Source organism: Bartonella sp. AP36NXGY (assembly GCF_042195865.1).
Lineage (GTDB): Bacteria > Pseudomonadota > Alphaproteobacteria > Rhizobiales > Rhizobiaceae > Bartonella.
This window is the reverse complement of record NZ_JBHIPD010000001.1, coordinates 138,744-158,697: the sequence shown is the minus strand read 5'-3', so window position 1 is coordinate 158,697 and position 19,954 is coordinate 138,744. Positions and strand designations below refer to the sequence as shown.

At 36.9% G+C, this 19,954-nt stretch carries 12 protein-coding genes; 8 read left to right on the top strand and 4 right to left on the bottom strand.

All coding sequences use genetic code 11. The features are described from left to right. The first annotated feature begins 173 nt into the window (after positions 1–173). From ACFINX_RS00570 to ACFINX_RS00560, 3 genes are all read left to right on the top strand, one after another. On the top strand, positions 174–2,138 hold the full coding sequence (locus ACFINX_RS00570; protein ID WP_375628501.1) for an autotransporter assembly complex family protein: 1,965 nt from the start codon (positions 174–176) through the stop codon (positions 2,136–2,138). Further along, a complete protein-coding gene (locus tag ACFINX_RS00565; protein ID WP_375668159.1) occupies positions 2,138–6,796 on the top strand; it encodes a translocation/assembly module TamB domain-containing protein in 4,659 nt (1,552 codons plus the stop codon). Before ACFINX_RS00570 ends, ACFINX_RS00565 begins: the two co-directional genes overlap by 1 nt. 554 nt (positions 6,797–7,350) lie before the next feature. Next, the gene (locus tag ACFINX_RS00560) at positions 7,351–7,473 is read left to right on the top strand and encodes a hypothetical protein (protein ID WP_375611376.1); all 123 of its coding nucleotides are present in this window, start codon (positions 7,351–7,353) and stop codon (positions 7,471–7,473) included. 759 nt (positions 7,474–8,232) lie between these two features. Here ACFINX_RS00560 and ACFINX_RS00555 read toward each other — a convergent pair. Further along, positions 8,233–9,999, bottom strand: a complete 1,767-nt coding sequence (locus ACFINX_RS00555) for an ABC transporter ATP-binding protein (protein WP_375668158.1) — start codon at positions 9,997–9,999, stop codon at positions 8,233–8,235. A gap of 592 nt (positions 10,000–10,591) precedes the next feature. After that, positions 10,592–11,110, bottom strand: coding sequence for a translation initiation factor IF-3 (gene infC / locus ACFINX_RS00550; protein ID WP_026500140.1), 519 nt, complete (start codon positions 11,108–11,110; stop codon positions 10,592–10,594). 196 nt (positions 11,111–11,306) lie between these two features. Between infC and ACFINX_RS00545 the strand changes: the two genes are divergently transcribed. The 3 genes from ACFINX_RS00545 to dapE all read left to right on the top strand — a co-directional run bounded on the left by ACFINX_RS00545 (position 11,307) and on the right by dapE (position 14,258). After that, entirely contained in the window at positions 11,307–12,086 is a 780-nt protein-coding gene (locus ACFINX_RS00545; RefSeq protein WP_375612802.1) for an alpha/beta hydrolase, read from the top strand. Between the two features lie 31 nt (positions 12,087–12,117). Beyond that, positions 12,118–12,864 (top strand): M48 family metallopeptidase, encoded by a 747-nt coding sequence (locus ACFINX_RS00540; RefSeq protein ID WP_375668157.1) that lies wholly within the window; start codon positions 12,118–12,120, stop codon positions 12,862–12,864. A 221-nt stretch (positions 12,865–13,085) separates the two neighbouring features. Continuing rightward, the gene (gene dapE / locus ACFINX_RS00535) at positions 13,086–14,258 is read left to right on the top strand and encodes a succinyl-diaminopimelate desuccinylase (RefSeq protein WP_375611380.1); all 1,173 of its coding nucleotides are present in this window, start codon (positions 13,086–13,088) and stop codon (positions 14,256–14,258) included. A gap of 1,605 nt (positions 14,259–15,863) precedes the next feature. On the opposite strand, the gene hemW is transcribed toward dapE, so the two are convergent. Both hemW and rdgB read right to left on the bottom strand, forming a co-directional pair. Further along, a complete protein-coding gene (gene hemW / locus ACFINX_RS00530; protein ID WP_375638155.1) occupies positions 15,864–17,063 on the bottom strand; it encodes a radical SAM family heme chaperone HemW in 1,200 nt (399 codons plus the stop codon). After that, positions 17,060–17,707: an RdgB/HAM1 family non-canonical purine NTP pyrophosphatase gene (gene rdgB / locus ACFINX_RS00525; RefSeq protein WP_375606138.1), complete on the bottom strand. Its 648-nt coding sequence runs from the start codon at positions 17,705–17,707 to the stop codon at positions 17,060–17,062. Before rdgB ends, hemW begins: the two co-directional genes overlap by 4 nt. A gap of 364 nt (positions 17,708–18,071) precedes the next feature. Between rdgB and hrcA the strand changes: the two genes are divergently transcribed. Beyond that, positions 18,072–19,142 carry a heat-inducible transcriptional repressor HrcA gene (gene hrcA, locus ACFINX_RS00520; protein ID WP_273790224.1) on the top strand — a complete coding sequence of 357 codons (1,071 nt, stop codon included), beginning with the start codon at positions 18,072–18,074 and terminating at the stop codon, positions 19,140–19,142. Positions 19,143–19,266: 124 nt separating this feature from the next. Continuing rightward, entirely contained in the window at positions 19,267–19,929 is a 663-nt protein-coding gene (grpE, locus tag ACFINX_RS00515) for a nucleotide exchange factor GrpE (protein WP_375611384.1), read from the top strand. The last annotated feature ends 25 nt before the right edge of the window (positions 19,930–19,954 follow it).

Below are 19,954 nucleotides of genomic sequence, written 5' to 3'. Positions count from 1 at the left end.
CAACAGTGCAAAATTTGATGAAAATATAAGGGGAGGATAACGTTATGTATCGCAGAGTGTTATTTGATGTGATAAAACGTGTAAAATGTGCAAAGTAATTATATTTACCTTTCTTATTTTTATATTATTTAAAGCGTAGTAGATGCAAAGTGTATTATAAGGTATCTGATTTTATGGTATACCAGACAAGAATTTTGTTAAAATCAGGGACTGTGCGCTGTGTATTTATAGGCTTGTGTTTTACTTTTTCTTTTCCACAGCCACTTGCTGCATTTGATTTTTTCGGCATCCCTTTTTTTGGTCAAAAGAAAACAAATTCTTCTTCACATTATACCAAAAGTACAGAGAAATTTTATAAAGTTGATGTTGTTGCACCGCCAGGTGCACCATTAGAAGGTATAAAAATAGTTAAATCTGTTTCTTCTCTTGTTGCTGATAAAGAGAAAGCATCCGCCAGTTCTTCTGGTTTGCTCGCCAAGGCGCGTTCAGATTATCGAGCAATTCTTTCTGCTCTTTATGCTGATGGACGCTATGGTGGTGTTATTAGTATTAAAATTAATGGCTTAGAAGTCGCTGATTTAAGTCCGGTAACTCAACTTCCAGCACAATCGAATATCGTTATTACAATTAATGCTGGTCCACAATATGTTTTTAGTATTGCCAATATTGATAAAGTAGCTCCGTTTGAAAAACGTAAAGCGCATAAAATGCCCACAATTGAAGAATTGGGCTATAAATTTGGGGCTATTGCTAAATCTGAAACCATTTTGAAAGCAGAAAAATGGGCGATAGAAGGATGGCGGCAACAAGGTTATGCTAAAGCTAAAATTATGAAGAGTGAAGTCGTGGCTGATCATGCTACATTGCGTGTTGAAGGACGGATTGTTGTTGGTCCTGGACAAAAGGCTTATTATGGTCCTTTAAGTGTGCGTAATATAAGTAAGAAACCACGTGTAGATTCAGCTTATATCGCGTGGATGACCGGATTGAAACCAGGGCAGATATACGATTCTGATGCGTTAGCTAAGGCAAATGAACGTCTTGCGCGCCTTGGTGTTTTTCGTGCTATCAATATACGTGAGGCTGATACTATTAATCTAGATGGTAGTTTACCGCTTGCACTTGTTGTACAAGAACGTAAACCGCGTCGTTTTGGTGTAGGCGGTAGCTATTCAACTTTAGACGGTGCTGGTTTTGAGACTTATTGGATGCATAATAATCTTTTGGGTCATGCAGAGACTCTTAAAATTGAAACAAAAATAAGTGGTGTTGGTAGCAATAAAAAGCAATCATATAATTTTAAAAATTTTGATTATCTTTTCGGTGGTACATTTGTAAAGCCCGGTGTACTCACGCCAGATACAGATTTCAGATCAGAATTAAAAATACAACAAGATGTTTTAGAAAATTATACGACAAAAGCCATCAAAGGAAAATTAGGTATTACGCATATTTTTAATGGTAATCTATCGGGACAGGCTGCTGTAGAAGTTTCAAATGGTTATTCACGTGATATCTATTTTGGGAGCCGTAATTTTACAACAATCGGTTTCCCTAGCGGCTTGATTTACGATAGTCGTAATAATAAGTTTAATGCAACAAAAGGTTTATATGGTGAAGTTTTCATTGAGCCTTTTTATGAGATGCGTTTTAGCAACTTTGTTGCAAAAGTAACAGCAGAAGGTCGTTCTTATTGGGCGTTGGATGAAGGGGATCGTTTTGTTGTTGCTGCGCGGGCAAAGCTTGGTACAATTCTTGGGAATGATACAGCACAAGTACCCGCAAATACGCTTTTTTTTGCTGGTGGTGGGGGCTCTGTTCGTGGTTATGCTTACCGTAATATTGGTATCAAAACAGAAAATGATGGGGTTGTTGGTGGACGGGCGCTTATTGAGGGGTCAGCAGAATTGCGTGTTTCTTTAAATGATAAAATAGGGTTTGTCAGTTTTCTTGATGGAGGTTTAGTAGGGAAAAAGGCGAATTTTGATTTTTCTCAAAAAATTAAATGGGGAGCCGGTATAGGAGGTCGTTATATGACGGGTCTTGGTCCTTTACGCGTTGATTTAGCCTTTCCTTTAAAGAGAGAGAAGGGTGACCCTCGCATTGGTTTTTATGTGGGTATAGGGCAAGCATTTTAATGAAAAAAGGTGTACGTTTATCAGCTTTCTTCTTTGTATTTTTGTTTTTTGGGGTGGGTAGTTTTGTTTTTGCGCAAAGAGGAGACATTCTTCCCTCTAGCGAAATGAAAACAGATGATCGCTCATGGTTTGTTTCTTTAATTGAACGAAAGCTTTCAGCGCCTAATCGTCAAGTTCGTTTACACAATATGCAAGGGACACTGTCTTCTCAAACATCAATTGATACTATTACTGTCAGTGATAAAAAAGGGGTTTGGCTTAAAATTACCAATGCTAAAATGGATTGGAATCGTCTAGCGTTGCTGAGAGGGCGGATGGATATTAACCAGCTTTCGGCAGAACAGGTTACATTTTTACGCAAACCGCAAGGCAATTCTTCTTTTGTTTCTTCCCTTGAGACTGGTAAATTCTCTTTACCAAAATTACCGCTTGCTCTTTCTATCAATACGCTTACAGCTCAACATGTGACATTTGAACAGAATCTTTTTGGTTTTTCTGCTGATATGTCCTTAAAAGGCAATTTCACCTTGGCTGGTGGTAATTTTGATGTCGATATAGCGGCGCATCGTTTAGATGCACCGGGTTCTTTTTCTGTTCTCACCAAGATATCTGATAGTAATCGTACAGCTCAAATTGATATTTCTGCTAACGAACCACAAAATGGTATTTTGGCGAATATTTTTAACATTGAACAACGTCCAGCATTAAGTCTCGTCGTGAAAGGTGATGGTACTTTTGATGATTTGGTTATCAAACTTTCTTTAGAGTCCGATCATCATTCTATTTTAGATGGTAATGTTATTCTTGCAAGTGTTCCAGAAGGACAGAGTTTTTCTACGAAATTAGAGGGAACACTGAGCCCTTTAATACCTGTTCAATATCGTAGTCTCTTCGAATCTGATATAACATTAAAAGCAAAGGCAAGAAGAACAAAAGAAGGTGTGACACACCTTGATCAGATGGTTATTCAGAACAAAGCAATGAATGTTATAGCCAATGCTGAAATAACCGCTGATGGATTCTTGCGACGGCTTTTTGTTGATGGCAAAATGGCTCTTGATAACGAAAAGAAGTCTATTCATTTACCTATATCAGAAGTGCCAAAACCTGCGAATACTCTTGCTTTGAACATTGACTATGGTCGCGAAGGTCAACAATCTTGGAATGGGCGGTTGGTTGTAAATCATTTAAGCAATAAAAATATTTATATTCGCGATGCAATTTTTGATATGGGAGGAGTAAGCGAAAATCTTGATAATGCAGCTTCTCGTCATGTTGGTGTTCAGGTTAAAGGGACGCTTCAAGGGGTTAAAAAGATTAAGGGAGCGTTAGTAGAAAATTTAAGCCAAGCGGTTCATGTGCATTTAGATACGGATATTGTTTCGAACAAACCAATTTTGATTCATGATCTGAGTGTTACGGCTCAGGGTTTTTCTTCTTGGTTAAAAGGGACAATGGAGAATTTTGTTTTTAAAGGCGATCTCGGTTTAAAAGCTCAAACATTAACTCCTTTGGAAGTGTTCAGTAAACAATCACTTTCTGGTAATGCAGATATTAAAGCCAAAGGAACGATCAGTTTATTGAGTGGCATTTTTGATCTCCAATTATCAGGAATGGCTGACGATATGAAAATAGGCGTGCAGTCTTTTGATCGTTTATTCAAAGGAAATACTACTCTTTCAGGTGGCACTGCTCGAAATACAAAGGGCTTCACTTTACGTCATTTTAATTTGAAAAATCAATATACAAATATAGAGGCTAATGGTTATTTTTCAGATGAAAGCGCTAAAATGGATCTATCTGCTCAAATATCTGATTTGTCCAAATTAGACTCAAAGATAAGCGGTGCACTTACAATTCAAAGTACGGCGAGAGGGCGCAATAGCCATATAAAACTAAATACACGTGCCCATATTTCTGAAGCATTAATTGTAGGGAAGAAACTTCAAAACACAACATTTAACATAGATGCATTTGTAGATAATACAGCACCAGTTACTTCTTTAACAGGGGTGGTAAAAGGTGAAGGAATTTTTGCTAAGAAACCTTTGCATTTATCGGCCTCTTTTGAAGATTCTCATAAAATTCGAAAACTTGAAAATATCGATATTAGAGGGGGAAGTGCAAAAATAACGGGTGATCTTTCTCAACAACTTGGCGGTTTTTTGAAAGGAGCGCTGCATATTGATGCCGATGATATTTCCGTACTTTCAGCGTTATTTTTGCAGGATGGTAGTGGAAAAGTAAAAGGAGATTTTATTTTTGATGAACAAAATGGCAGACAAAAAACCAATGTGAAGGCGCATGTTAACCATTTGAATTTTTCCAAGAATAAAATAAAAAAATTGGCAATAGATGCTGACATATTCGATCCTTTTGGCATGACTCAGTTTGAAGGAGTTATCAATGCAGAACATATTCAAACACCTTTGGTAATGGTCAATCGTTTAAATGCTCACGCTGATAGGAATAATGGACAAACGGTTTTTACTGTCCAGGCGATGTTGCATGATACTCTCAATACAAGGCTTTCTGGTCGTTTAATGGTTGAGGAACTTCCAGAAAGTATAAAACGAGAAGTGCAAATTGAAGCTGTGGACTTAAAACAACATACTTTTCATGCAACATTGCCGAAGCCATCTATAATTTCTTTTGATAAAGATGGAATGACAATCAATGAATTAGGAATTGCAATAAATGGAGGCAACATCATTTTAGCAGGAAATATTCAAGATACCCTGAATTTACAACTTACAATGAATGCGCTTCCTGCTGCTTTAGTCAATCTGTGGAAATCCGATCTTGGAGCAGCAGGGAGTGTAACAGGGCAGGTTATGATTCGTGGTCATTTAAAAAAACCTGATATAACTTACGATATAAAAGGTGAGGGACTGACAACCGTTGCTTTTCAAGATAAAAAAATTATGCCTTTTTCTCTTTCTGCTACGGGAAATACTGTAGATCAAAATCTTACTTTGAATGCAAATTTAACAGGAGAAGGAGTACAAGCACAAGCTCAGGGGCGTGTATCTCTAGAGAAAAATGCGCTTGATCTTCATATTAATTTGCAAAATTTATCTGCACGTTTGGCGAATGGTTTTATTGCAGGACAAGCGCTTGATGGGACAGTGATAGGTAAAGTTGATATTGGTGGAACAATGAAGGATCCATCTGCTCATTTTGAGCTTTCTAGTCAAAATTTAACCGCTATGACGCATAAAGGACCGATGTCAATCAATATAAATGCTCGTGGTTCTTATAAAAAATCGACATTTCATATTGAAAATATGATAGCTACTGGAGATAAAGGATTAGATCTTTCCATCCATGGGCCTGTATCTCTTAATGGTTCAGAGGCAAAATTAAACGTTAAAGGGATAATGCCTCTTGATTTTGTTAATCTCTTATTAGCTAAGCGTGGTGCACATATAACGGGTACAGCAAGAATTGATACAGCTCTTAATGGGTCATTATCAAAGCCACAATTAATAGGAAATATTTCTATAGGCGACGGTAGCTTTTTTGATTCACAAACAAATGTAGGATTAAATAATATAACGATTGAAGGCAAATTGAAAGGTGATCATATCCTTATAGAAAAAGCTTCAGCTTCTTCGTTTGAGGGGGGAGGAATTTCTGCTTCAGGTCGTATCTCTAATGGTCTAGAGACAGATTTGATATTTCATCTTGATAATGCCAATTATAATGATGGTTCTATGATTCTGGCAACATTATCAGGTGAGATGACAATGACAGGTCATTTTTTAAATAGTCTTGTTCTTGGTGGTGATATCATCGTTGAAAAAGCTGAAGTTTTTGTTCCTGATCATTTTAAAAGTGCCAAGTTTCTTGATGTTAGAAATAAGAATTTAACTAAATCGATTCAAACAACACTTGAACGTGCTGATGTTAAGAACACGAACAAAAGCAAAAGCCGTATAGTTACACAAGAATCTTCATCTGTCGTGCTATCAAACATGCGTATTACAGCACGCAATCAATTTTTTGTACGCGGAAAAGGCTTAGATGCTGAACTGGGAGGACGCATTAATCTAGCAGGTCCATTGAATGATGTGCATCCAGTTGGTGAATTTAGAATGATTCGTGGACGTTTTGATATCTTGTCGCAACGTCTTAATTTTGATCAAGGACAAGCGAGTTTTAGTGGTAATCTTAATCCTACGGTTTATTTTGTAACCAACAATAACAGTGGTGATATTCGCGTCACTGTAACTGTAAGTGGGACGGTTGATAATCTTGATATTAATTTTTCATCACAACCAAATTTGCCTCAGGATGAGATTTTGGCGCGTTTGATTTTTAAACGCTCTCTTAATGAATTATCACCATTTCAGATTGCTCAACTTGCAGCAGCAGCGGCTGATCTTGCAGGTAGTTCTAATACATCTTTGTTGAATACTTTACGAACTAAAATTGGACTTGATGATCTTGATGTTATCGTTAATGAGAAAGGGAATACAGGCTTACGTATTGGACGCTACATACACAATAATATTTATTTGGGCTTTGAAGCAGGGTCTGATGGAACGACGAAAGGGACAATTAATTTAGATATTTCGCGTCATCTCAAAGCTAAAGGTGCCATAGGAAATGAACAAAATTCTAGTATAGGTCTCTTTTATGAAAGAGATTATTAAAGATTGAATTTTAAAAAAACAATTTCTTTGTTTTTTGTCTCTCATTTCTAAATCTGAGGAAGGAGGCATAGACTAGAAATCCTATAAAAGAAGAAGCTTTTTGTTGAGGCGTGAAGAGATATATCTGAAATATTTGATTTTTGTTATGCTATTCTCTAAAGGGACAAAATCTTCACGAAAGATAGTATGTTATTTTGCTGCTATATATTTATTTTAGAGAAATACCTTACCTTGTTTTCAAGCCCATATCGTGCTGTTGCCTAAAGAATGTAGTGTGTGCAATATATTGATTTATAAAGATAATTTATTGTTATTCAACTTGAATTAGAACTTTGAATATCGTACGAATCTCTTTCGTATTGAATCAATCAAAATCATTCGGCTTGTATGCTACAAGCGGAGAATCCTGTGTGGATAAAACTATTAAGAAATAACTAAAAATGCCTCTTATGAATCATCTCGAGAGCTAAGAGCTGTCGCAACATTAGGGACTGGCAGAATAGTGTGAGTGGTGTCGGCTTGTTACTCCATAAGCGTAAAGATAGAGGGGGTTAATGGATTTATCGTTATACAATTCACGAATGTTATTGCGAATGGGCTTAGGGAAGACTTTGAGAGAGGTCTCTTTAAAACAAGTACGTGAATTTGCAACACAATGGCATTCTGTTTTTACGTGAAGGACATGATTCCATTAAAGACCGTCAAAAACGTGAGGCAAGCAGAGAATTCATAAGATATCGATTTTATTGTCAAACGCATTTAAAGCAATATTTTTTAATAATAAAAATTACCTATTATTTTAGATTTTGTTTATTGTGTCTGGAATAAGATCACTTTTCTTATAACGAATAGCTCCCCAAACAGAATACTCCAAAATATAACATTATTGTGTTGCAAGTTTATGTACTTGTTTTAAAGGAACATTTCTCAGTGTGCGCTTGAGTCTATTTCATAAGATTGCTTGTGAAATGGTATAAAGTATCTCTTATGAATGGTATAAAATCTACACTACCGTTATTAATAAAGGTATAAGTATTTACTAAAGCTATAAGCCGGCATTATCATTCTATTTTCCAGCTTCTCATGTTGCTGACAATCTTTTCACTTGAAAGTGTAGAGGTATTTTTATTGCTTATCTTAAGAGTTTTTATGCATATACCAATATCTCTTATGACGTACAACAAGCGCTTTTGATTGATTCATCATAAATATAAAGAAAATTTGCAATAAGCAAATTACATCTTATCTTTTGCATTCAACAAAACAACGAGTAAAGTTTTCATCTAAATCCAAGAATTTTATTTTCAATAAACCATAAATTCTTTACCAATTCTTGATTGAAGTAATGCTTTTTCTTGATAACAAGTCTTTTTTTATAAATGGAGCATTACCTTCTATCCATTTTTTATTTCAAATCTTATTTAAGGATCTAGAAATTAGGGGGTATGTTTTTTGAACTGGATATTATGAAGTTTTTTATAAAACCCATGTTCTTTTGCTAGCAATTCTTTTTGAGTACCTTGTTCAATCAGTTGTCCATTTTGTATGACCACAATTTTATGAGCACGAGCAATCGTTGAAAGGCGATGAGCAATAATGATCGTTGTGCGTCCTTTAGTAAGGTGGTGAATGGCTTCATTAATTTGTGCTTCGGTGTGTGAATCGAGCGCACTTGTTGCTTCATCAAGAATCAGAATTTCACTATCGTGAATCATTGCTCTAGCGATAGCGAGTCGTTGTTTTTGCCCCCCTGAAAGATTACAGCCATTATCACCTATCTGTGTATCATAACCATTTGGCAAACTCATAATAAAGTTATGAGCATTTGCTGCTTTTGCTGCTTCGATAATTTCGTCATCACTAGCCCCTTCTTTTCCAAGCCCGATATTATATTTAACAGTTCCTTGAAAGAGAAAAGTATCTTGTCCTACATAGGCCATCAGGTTTCTCAGAGAGCGAAATGTTGTGTAGCGAATGTCTTGATCATTAATCAATATGCGTCCTTTTGTGGGGTCATAGAGGCGCATAATAAGGTTGATAAGGGTTGATTTTCCCGAACCGGATGGTCCCACCAATGCTGTCATTTTTCCGGCTTCTATTTCTAGGTTGATGTCTTTCAATATCATTTTGTTATTAGTGTATGCAAAAGAAACATGTTCGAAACGAATAGTTCCTTGCGTTTTATTCAGATCTTTAGCTTCTTTATGTTCTACAACTGTAAGGGGACAATCGAGTATTTCAAACATCGTACGGATATTGACCAAGCCAGATTCAATTTTTACACGTACATTTGCTAGTCTTTTTGCGGGCTCATAAGCTAAAAGTAAAGCAACAATAAAAGACATAAATTCACCTTGAACACCTGCGCGTTGGGTTGCAAGGTAACCGGAAAAACAGATAATACCAGCAATGGCAACACCTGTGAGTGTTTCCATAATCGGATTTGTAATAGCTTCGAGTGTTGCAATATTATTTGTTTGTTTTTCAACATCACAAATAGCTTTATCCATCCGTTTTTTCATGACTTCTTCTAGTGAAAAAGCCTTAATGACTCGAATGCCAACAGCAGTTTCCTGTACGATTTTTATAATTTCACCAAGTGAAAGGAGCTCTTTTTCCATAAGGCGGCGAACGCGTTTTAAAGCCATTCGAACGCCTAAAAAAGCTAGTGGTCCTATGATTAAAGTAATGGAAACTAATATAAAGTTTTGAATAAACATGACAAGCAACAAACCACTAACGGAAAGCAAATCACGTACAAAAGTTGTGATAATAGTATCAATGATATTACGTACAGCTGTAGCATTGTGGGTTACGCGAACAAGAAGATCAGATGAAGTGTTATTATGATAAAAAGAGACTCCTTGTTCCATAAGTCGGGCAAAAATTTTGCGTTGTTGTTCAGCAATGATACTATTTCCGGCTTTGTTTAGAAAATAAGTTTGGGAAAAAGTTGCAACTCCTTTGAGAATAAAGATAAAAGCAATGATGCTAGAAATTAAAACGATCATAGGAAAATTTTGCGCATCAATAATCTGATTAACAACATCACGCATCATCCATGCACTCGTTGCAGTTGTACCAGAAATGATGATCATTGAGAAAATAGCCGCACTGTACCAACGCGCATGTTTATGAAAATTTTCTCGCAAAAGACGGATAATAAGATGTTTATCAAAAGAGGAAATTTGTTTTTTGTCCATAAAGTGCTTCTATATTTTCTTGTTGTTTTATGCAAGATTGAAGCACTCTTAATTAAAAAAATCCATTAATCTTTTGTACAAAAATAGCCTTTTCTTTCAAGGTTCATCCATCAATTTCACGACGGCGAGCGTAAAGAAATACAGTGCAAAATCTCTGTGAAAGGTAGAACGAAAAGGTGTTGTTTATCACTATCTTTAGTTAAATAAAAAGTACGGGCGAGTCCCATCATTATTATTTACTAATTTCCATATTGTAATAGCCTTTGGCACTTGAAATGGTTCACAAAAGGCATTTCTGCTTTTTTTAATAATTTTATGTATGCATTATCTCTGTTTGTGATGTGCAAACAGAATTATTTTGTTGGATTCATATAGAAAGAGCTTGAAACGAGAAGATCTTAAGATGTTTGGGTTCTCTCATTTAATATATAAAATAACGAATTCTCCTTATAAATCGAGAAAGCACTATTAAAAGGATTTATACACATTTATAAAACCTTAAAAGCACCACAACAAATTCCATGTGGTGCTTCTAAATTATAGCTATACGCTCATTTGATGAATTGCATGCGAATATTATTCCAATGCAAAACTATTTAGGTGCTATCACCATCATCATTTGCCGGCCTTCAAGCTTTGGCTCCAATTCGATTTTGGCAATTTCACTTGTATCTTCTTTCACACGCTGAAGAAGCTTTAATCCAAGATCTTGGTGAGCCATCTCACGACCACGAAAACGCAAAGTAATCTTTACTTTATCACCATGATCAATAAAGCGATGAACAGCCTTGAGTTTAACTCCATAATCATGGACATCAACATTTGGGCGCATCTTAATCTCTTTGATTTCGATGACTTTTTGCTTCTTACGTGTTTCAGCAGCTTTTTTTTGGGTTTGATATTTTAATTTTCCCAAATCGATGATTTTACATACAGGTGGCTCCGCATTTGGTACAATTTCAACCAAATCAAGTCCCGCATCTGCAGCCATAGCAAGAGCTTCTTGTATCGCAACAACTCCCTGATGTTGTCCCTCATCATTGATAAGCTGAACATGAGGTACCCGAATATCCTGATTTGAACGTGGTCCGTCTTTTTGGGTAGGTGTCATTTTAAACGGTTTACGAATGGTTTATGCTCCTTAAATTTTGATTCAACTACAGTTAATTTAATATACAATTATGTACCTAAAAACAACTATAATTCGTGTTATTTTCATTATTTGATTTATTACTTTTTGGAATGATTTAGATTATAAAAGTTTTTCTCTTAATTTAAAGAAATTGTTTTATAGAGGATAAAAAATCATGGATCAAAATATTCCTTGTCAGTTTTTTTCATTTGAGAACACCGCACTTGCAGTACGCTATCGCAAGGGGCGCCAATCTCCAGGTTTGGTTTGGCTTCCTGGCTATCAATCCGATATGTTAGGAAGTAAGGCAACGTTAGTTGATCAGTTTGCTCAGAAGAATGATTTGTCTTGTTTACGTTTTGATTATTCTGGACATGGAGAATCTGAAGGTGATTTTTTTCAAGGAACAATTTCGCGTTGGGTTAAGGAAAGTTTAGCGACTTTTGAAACCTATTGTGAGGGTCCACAAATTTTGATTGGTTCCTCTATGGGGGGGTGGATTGCGCTAAGGCTTGCAATGATGCTAGCACAGAAAAATAAGAAGCTTGCTGGCATGATATTGATTGCTCCAGCACCTGATTTTACACAAACATTGGTGGAACCAAAATTAGGCCCAGAAGAATGGAAGATTTTGGAGGAGAAAGGCTATATTGAACGACCTGCAGTTGATGATACAGAGCCAATGCCCTTTACAAAAACATTGATTGAAGATGGGCGCGAAAATTGTGTTATGAAAGGATGCATTGATGTTGGATGTCCAGTCCATATTCTACAAGGGATGGAAGATGAAGATATCCCCTATCAGCATACATTGACTTTACTTGATCATTTACCTCTCCATGATGTAACATTGACACTTGTTCGTGATGCGGATCATCGCTTTTCTCGTCCACAAGATTTAGATTGCCTTGAAACAGTATTGAGATCTTTTATTAATCAGATTAATGCAAAGTAAGGGGTACATTTATTGATGAAGATAAAAATATATGAGCATTTCTAAACAGCATTTTATTTTTTCTGAGCGCTCTGTACCTGTACGGGTGCGGGAAAATAAGTATGCGCGCCGTCTTACCTTACGTATTGATGCCAGAAGTCAGGAGATTTGTGTAACAACACCACCAGCAATAAATCTCTATGCGGTTGAAAATTTTATTGAAAAGCATCGATCTTGGATTGAGGCACGTCTTTCTCATGTACAAATCTCTCATAAAAATGCTTATCTCAAAGAGGGGACGACAATTCCCTTATTGGGTGTTTCTCATACCATAAAGCATAGAGAGGGACGTGGGGTAACAGAAATCATTACAGCAGATGCGGAGCAAGGGCCTGAAATTATTGTTTATGGTCAATTAGAATATCTCCCAAGACGCATTGCTGACGTTTTGAAAAAACAAGCGGCGCTTATTATAACGCCTTTGGTGGCACATTATGCTCATCAGGTAGAGCGTAAAGTCAAATCCATTTGTTATAAAGATACGAGAAGTCGTTGGGGCTCTTGTTCAATCGATAAGCGTCTTTCTTTTTCTTGGCGCCTTATTATGGCACCAAAAGAAGTTGTTGAGTATGTTGTTGCCCATGAAGTTGCTCATCTTGTTGAAATGAATCATGGGCCAAGATTTTGGGCTCTTTGTGAAGAGCTATGTCCTGATAGTAAAACATATCGTGCTTGGTTGAAAGAAAATGCTCCTAGACTGCATGCAATTAATTTTGATTCATATAATTTAGAGGCGTAAAAAACTTTCAAATGAAGGCAATATTTAACGGAACTTTTTGTTGAGTGTTTTGTTGAGTGTGTGCTTGCTCATGTATAATGAGGAAGCCATTGAAGCTCTCAGCACGATTGTTCTCCCCTGCTTGGTTTGCTGAGTGTCTTCAATGTTTTGCTTTATCTTTTTTGTAATTCAGCGTAATAACCCTAAGTTCCGATGACTTATAAAAAATGGGAAGGTTTTTTATGTCTGTTCTTACAGATCCACTTCAGCTATTACAGGCACTTATTCGTTGTCCTTCTGTTACACCTCATGAAGCAGGGGCTTTATCAACTTTGGAACAATTTTTGAAAAAAATGGGATTTCACGTCGATCGCCCTGTTTTTACGGATAAAAATACAGATAATGTTGAAAATCTTTATGCAAAAATGGGGAGTGAAGGACCCCATCTTATGTTTGCGGGTCATACGGATGTCGTACCGCCAGGTGCATTGGAAGATTGGACTTACCCACCTTTTGAAGCTGTTATAGATCAGGGGAAATTATATGGGCGGGGTGCTGTTGATATGAAGGGTGGTATCGCTTGTTTTATTGCGGCTCTAGCGCGAGTTCTTGAGAAACGACCCATTAAAGGAAGGGTAAGCCTTTTAATTACTGGTGACGAAGAGGGGCCTGCTGTTAATGGTACGGTAAAACTTCTCAAATGGGCAGAAAAAAAAGGCGAAAAATGGACTGCGGCTCTTGTGGGAGAACCAACAAGCGTAAAGACTGTTGGTGATATTATCAAAATTGGTCGCCGCGGATCGATTTCTGGTGTTATTACCGTGAAGGGTCGTCAAGGTCATGTTGCTTTTCCAGAGAGGGCTGCCAATCCCTTGCCTTTGGCAAGTAAGCTTATTCAAGCATTGACACAAATCGTCTTAGATAAAGGGACAGAAAATTTTCAACCCAGTAATTTAGAGCTAACAAGCATCGATACCGGTAATTTAGCGGTCAATGTTATCCCAGCGCAGACAACAGTTCATTTTAATATACGCTACAATGATCTTTGGACAAAAGAAACACTGATGAAGGAAATTGAAAAGCGTCTTGCTTTGGTGCAATCAAAAAACAATGGTGATCAATATCCCTCTTATCAGCTTGAATGGATTCCAAGTTTAGGAGATGTTTTTTTGACCAAAAATGATAAACTCATTCAAACTTTATCCAATGCTATTAAAAGTGTAACAGGGAATATACCAGAATGTTCCACTTCTGGTGGTACTTCAGATGCGCGATTTATTAAGGATTATTGCCCAGTGGTTGAATTTGGCTTACCAGGGCAAACGATGCATATGGTAGATGAGTGTGTAGCCCTTGATGCAATGGAAACACTTACTACTATTTATGAGCGTTTTATTATTGAATTTTTTGCATAAAGAAAAGGTTGCTGGTTCAAAAATACCTTTATCTTGTTGTGCCATAAGATATTGCCATTTATGGTGTGGTGATACGAGACTCGTAAAACTTAATATATTAAGTAGTCTTAGAGTAAGTAATGAATATTCTTAAGTTGGGATTCTTGCCTGTAGAGTCTTTAAGTTAAGTGAATTACATAATTGAAAAGCCAAAAGAGACCTGCTTGAAGAAGCAGAACTGTTTAGACCATATTGGATTGAAAATATTCGTTCTTTAAGGTGTAGAAAGGCGGTGCAATCATATATGGAAAACAATGAATATTATATCATCATTGTGTAGTGACAGGTTGAAGCCATGAAGACACACAAAAACATGCTGCTATTGTAAAAAGTTCGTACAACATAAATGCGCTCATTCACAGCTCATGTTTTAATATGGTTTCTGAGCTCTCACAAAAGGCACTTCTTGTTCCAATTAGACTCTCTTAGAATAAAGACTATAGGAAAAGCGCTTTAAGTTTATTTTATTTCATATATTTTGCTCTGCTTTTTTTGTCCCCAAGAACTTCCGTTGCAATATCATTACGAGATAGAAGGTGAGGTTATTTAATCAGCTTTAATATTGGTTATGATAAAGGTACACAGAAATTCTTTTGTAGCATCACGTTGACTTCTTTAGCCAAGGATTGTCCTAGTATTATTCTCAATTTTTTAATTAAATAACTTTAAAGGACGCGTATAGACACTTATAAGCATATACGCATACAAGTAAGATCATATGAGATTAACATCGTTTCACTCGCTAACAAAGCAATACCGATTCATATTTAGTATATTTGTCATTTGAGTGCATTATTTGTTTAGTAAAGCTCATGATGTTGCTGTTACCTATAAATTAATACCGATCATACGGCCGCGTATCTCAAATAAATATTGGTTCAGTATTTTTTGCGATAACAGCTTTTACATGCCAGAATAGGATAAAAGCATTGTGTATATCTATTTTTTATAATCTCTGAAACAGACATACAAACATAACCTCATTGAGGGAAAATATAAAAGGTATAAAGGTGAAAATCAGCGTGCTTTTTTTACTTTCTTTTTTATTCGGCTTTACGGTTTTCAAAAGTAACTAGAGTAATATCTTTTTAAATAATCAGAGACTGATGCATGGCTTCATGCTTATTTCTCTGGTTCTTTAAATGGTGCCACGATTTCATAAAGAACAATACATTATCGTATTATGCATTCACATACTTGTTTTAAAGAAATTTTCTCAATGTTTGTCACATTTGTGCTACTACGGTGCTTATGAATGTTGTAATATAAAATCTATAATGCCTCCCCATCTTTATGTTTATGAAAAATAAAGTTAGAGCACCATACACTTTCTAGCTCAAAATATTGCAATAGCTTTTAGCACTTAAGAGTGTTCATAAGAGGCCTTTTTACTCCTTTTTTATAGTTTTTATCCACATGCTTCTCCCTTTTTAAGGTGTAAGCAAATGGCGGTAACTAGCTTGCTATAAATAGTTTTGAAATGAGAGAATCTCACGATATTCTAATCTCACCTTTGCTGTGAAAAATGATAATTATGATTAAAATAAGTATGTTGTTATAAAAACTTTAGTTTGCGAGTTGGCTGATGATGTGATCAAGAACAATACGTCCTTTGGTTGTTGCTTTTAAGCGTTGGTTATCCACCATTTCTATCAATTCTTGGTGTTGTAAATCGATCAGTTTTTCCATTGGAATGCGTTTAGGGCTTAAGGTTTCATAGCGTATAAGTTCTAAGCCTTCGCAAAGGCGTAATCCCATAAGGAGCATTTCATTTGCCTGTTGTTCAGTGGTTAAATGTTCCGTTTCAATACAGCCATGTCCTGTTGTTTCTACCAAATTAAGCCACTGTTCGGGATGCTTTTCATTTATTGTGACATAACGTTCGCGGTTTTCAAGGTGTGATGACAATGTTTTTGAACAGAAAGAGGAATGATTCGGTGTATGCTCAATGAAACGTCCATGTGCTCCTGGACCAAAGCCTGCATATTGGTGATAACGCCAATAAAGAAGATTGTGTGCTGATTCGGCACCGGGCATTGCATGGTTTGAGATTTCATAGGCAGGAAGTCCATGTAGTGCCGTTATTTCTTGAGTAAGATGATACAGATCTGCTGCTAGCTCTGATGGGGGAAGGATAAGTCTTCCTGCATCATGAAGCCGTTTAAAGGCGGTTCCTTCTTCGATCGTCAATTGATAAAGAGAAAGATGGTCCGCTGCTAAATCAATTGCTTGTACAAGTTCAGATTTCCATTGTTCAAGGGTTTGTTCGGGGCGGGCATAAATGAGATCAAAAGATAAACGTGGAAAAATTTGCCGTGCTAAAGTAATAGCGCAAAGAGCTTGTTCCACATTATGGAGTCGGCCAAGTTTGCGCAATACTTTATCATTGAGCGCTTGTATCCCTAGAGATAAGCGATTAACACCTGCCGCACGGTATCCACGAAAGCGCTCTGCTTCCACACTGGATGGATTAGCTTCTAATGTAATTTCAACTTTATCATCGACTACCCATTTTTTTGCAAGTGCTTGCAATAGGGCATCGACAGTTTGCGGCTCCATAAGAGAAGGGGTTCCTCCACCAATAAAAATACTTGTAATATGGCGTGGGCCTATTTTGTGGTATTGCGTTTCTATTTCGCGCTTAAAGGCGGTGACAAAACGTGGTTGATCAACACCATGGATGCGAACATGCGAATTAAAGTCACAATAAGGACATTTAGCTGCACAAAAGGGCCAATGAATGTAAATGCCAAAAGGTTCATTCATGAGAATGCTAAAAGGTTTTCTGCCAAAAGTTTGAAAGCACGTGCGCGATGTGAAAGAGGGGGAATATCATTACATTTCCAGTTGTGTTTTTGCTCTGTTGACATTTCTCCAAAGGTATTTTCATATCCATCGGGTAAAAAAATAGGATCAAAACCAAAGCCTTTGTCTCCCCGTGGAGGCCAAATGAACGTTCCTTCAACGCATCCGCGGAAGTAATCTGCATGAGCATCAGGCCATGCAATGCAAATGACGGATATAAAACGGCATTTCCGTTGGTTTTTTTCTCGTGCTCCGACTTTTTGGAGTTCATTTTCTATTTTTTTCATAGCTTTTGGAAAATTACGTGTACCATCGGCTTGAATTGCCCAATCAGCGGTATAAACGCCTGGCGCACCCTCCAATGCATCTACCTCTAAGCCTGAATCATCAGAGAGGGCAGGAAGTCCTGTCTTTTTTGCTGCTGAAAAAGCTTTAATATAAGCATTTTCTTCAAATGTTTTTCCTGTTTCTTTTGGTTCTGGCAAGCCCAGTTCTTTTGCCGATTGTATTATTAAACCGAAAGGCGTAATTAAAGTAGTGATTTCATGCAATTTTCCGGTGTTATGTGTAGCAATGACAAGTTTTTTATCTGCTATGCTTCTCATATAGATTTCTCCAAAAATGAAAGGGGAATTATTTTTGTGCTAAAAACGGTTTAAATGCTCATACACACACATTCTGCTTGCTCTAAAGGGTGAAATTTTCTATTTACAGCGGTTTTTAATCAAGCTAGATTCTCTTGACAAGTCCCTACAGCAGACCACTTTACAGATCAATTCTTAATCTTAAATATTTCTCACACACTCTAACAAAAATATTTCCTGCGTAATTTATCAAGCATCACTCTGAAAGGTAGCATTTTACAGCTCAATAGGATAATATGTTTTTATACTACTTTAGACTATTTGACCAAACCTTGGCAAAACTTATATAAGAGATGAGGATTTTAAAAGTAGTGAAACAATTGTGATGAAGCACAAAACTATTGATAATGAACTAAAATATCTTGATGAACGTTCGCGTGATATTTTTCGCCATATTGTTGAAGCTTATCTTAATGATGGTGAACCTGTAGGATCACGTAATCTTTCGCGGCTTTTACAACAGACATTATCGCCTGCGACGATTCGCAATGTGATGAGTGATCTTGAACACCTCGGTTTGATTTATGCACCACATGTTTCTGCGGGTCGAATGCCAACACAATCAGGTTTACGCTTTTTTGTTGATGCATTTATGGAAGCGGGTGATTTGCCAAACGAAGAGCGAGAAAATATTGAAATGCAAGTCAAAGAGGCTGGTCATGCACAATCGGTTGAACATTTTCTTGTTCAAGCAAGCCGAGTTCTTTCAGATCTTTCACGTGGGGCAGGGCTTGTTTTAGCAACAAAACAAGAAGGAACATTGAAACATATTGAATTTGTGCGCCTTGATAGGGAGCATGCTCTTGCCGTTTTGGTGACTCAACAAGGTGAAGTTGAAAATCGTATTGTTCATTTACCAGAAGGGGTTACCCATGCACAATTGACGGAAGCAACGAATTTTCTCAATGCCCATATTCAAGGGCGTACATTGAGTGAAGCTAAAGGGGAAATTGCCCGCTTATGCGCAGAAACAAGGGCCGCACTTGATGATTTATCACATCATCTTGTTGAAACGGGATTAGCTCTTTGGGGAGGAGAAGATGCTGATCATAAAATACACCTCATTGTTCGCGGGCGTAGCAATTTACTTGAAGATGTGAAAGCAGAAGAAGATTTAGAACGGTTACGCCATTTGTTTGATGATCTTGAAACGCGCGAGAGTATGGCACAGCTTCTCGATTTAACGGATGAAGGTTCTGGGGTTAGAATTTTTATTGGTTCAGAAAATAAGTTATTTTCACTTTCTGGTTCTTCTTTAGTTGTAGCACCTTATCGAGATTCACAACAAAGAGTCATTGGTGCTTTAGGTGTTATTGGTCCTACACGGCTTAATTATGCAAGGATTGTGCCCATGGTTGATTATACAGCTCAACTTGTGTCACAGTTATTGCGTTAAAACGATGCAAGTAAGTATTTGTACTATAAAAGCTCATTGTATTATATACATCGCTACCCCTTGATTTTTGTCTGTAGAATTTCGATATCGAGAATAACGAATCTTATGAAGGAATAAAATTTTTATGTCTGATGAAAAAAACAAATTTACTGACGCTTCATTTGAAAATTGTGATTTAAAAAATCCAGCTGATCGTAATACACTTAAACAGGCAGCCGATGAATTTTTAAAAACACATAAAACAGAGGAACACGAAGTCGTTGAAACAGAAAGCAATGAGGTTAGTGATCTTTTAGCGTCTTTGCAGGATGAAAATAAAGAACTGAAAGATCAGCTTTTACGTCTTGTTGCAGATATGGAAAATCTTCGACGCCGTACTATGCGAGATGTGGCGGATGCAAGAGCTTATTCCATTGCTAATTTTGCACGGGATATGTTATCGGTTTCTGACAATCTCAATCGTGCTTTGGAAGCTATTCCAGAAGGTGCACGGGAGAGTGATGCTGGTTTGAAATCATTGGCAGAAGGCGTTGAAATGACTGAACGTGCCATGATGGCAGCATTAGAACGTCATGGGGTGCAAAAAATTCATCCAGAGGGGCAAAAATTTGATCCTCACTTTCATCAAGCGATGTTTGAAATTCCCAATGCTGATGTTCCAGATAATACTGTTCAACAAGTGGTTCAGGCAGGTTATATTATCGGGGAAAGGGTACTACGTCCAGCTATAGTGGGTGTAGCTAAAGGAGGAGCAAAAGAAGCTTCTGTTGAAGCTGATTCGGCTTAAAACACATCAATAATAAATCTCCAAC

Coding starts and splice junctions, on each gene's coding strand:
- infC (WP_026500140.1), bottom strand. CDS start 11,110: ATGACACCTACCCAAAAAGACGGACCACGTTCAAATCAGGATATTCGG.
- hrcA (WP_273790224.1), top strand. CDS start 18,072: ATGAAGCACAAAACTATTGATAATGAACTAAAATATCTTGATGAACGT.
- hemW (WP_375638155.1), bottom strand. CDS start 17,063: ATGAATGAACCTTTTGGCATTTACATTCATTGGCCCTTTTGTGCAGCT.
- ACFINX_RS00565 (WP_375668159.1), top strand. CDS start 2,138: ATGAAAAAAGGTGTACGTTTATCAGCTTTCTTCTTTGTATTTTTGTTT.
- rdgB (WP_375606138.1), bottom strand. CDS start 17,707: ATGAGAAGCATAGCAGATAAAAAACTTGTCATTGCTACACATAACACC.
- dapE (WP_375611380.1), top strand. CDS start 13,086: ATGTCTGTTCTTACAGATCCACTTCAGCTATTACAGGCACTTATTCGT.
- ACFINX_RS00560 (WP_375611376.1), top strand. CDS start 7,351: ATGGATTTATCGTTATACAATTCACGAATGTTATTGCGAATGGGCTTA.
- grpE (WP_375611384.1), top strand. CDS start 19,267: ATGTCTGATGAAAAAAACAAATTTACTGACGCTTCATTTGAAAATTGT.
- ACFINX_RS00570 (WP_375628501.1), top strand. CDS start 174: ATGGTATACCAGACAAGAATTTTGTTAAAATCAGGGACTGTGCGCTGT.
- ACFINX_RS00555 (WP_375668158.1), bottom strand. CDS start 9,999: ATGGACAAAAAACAAATTTCCTCTTTTGATAAACATCTTATTATCCGT.
- ACFINX_RS00540 (WP_375668157.1), top strand. CDS start 12,118: ATGAGCATTTCTAAACAGCATTTTATTTTTTCTGAGCGCTCTGTACCT.
- ACFINX_RS00545 (WP_375612802.1), top strand. CDS start 11,307: ATGGATCAAAATATTCCTTGTCAGTTTTTTTCATTTGAGAACACCGCA.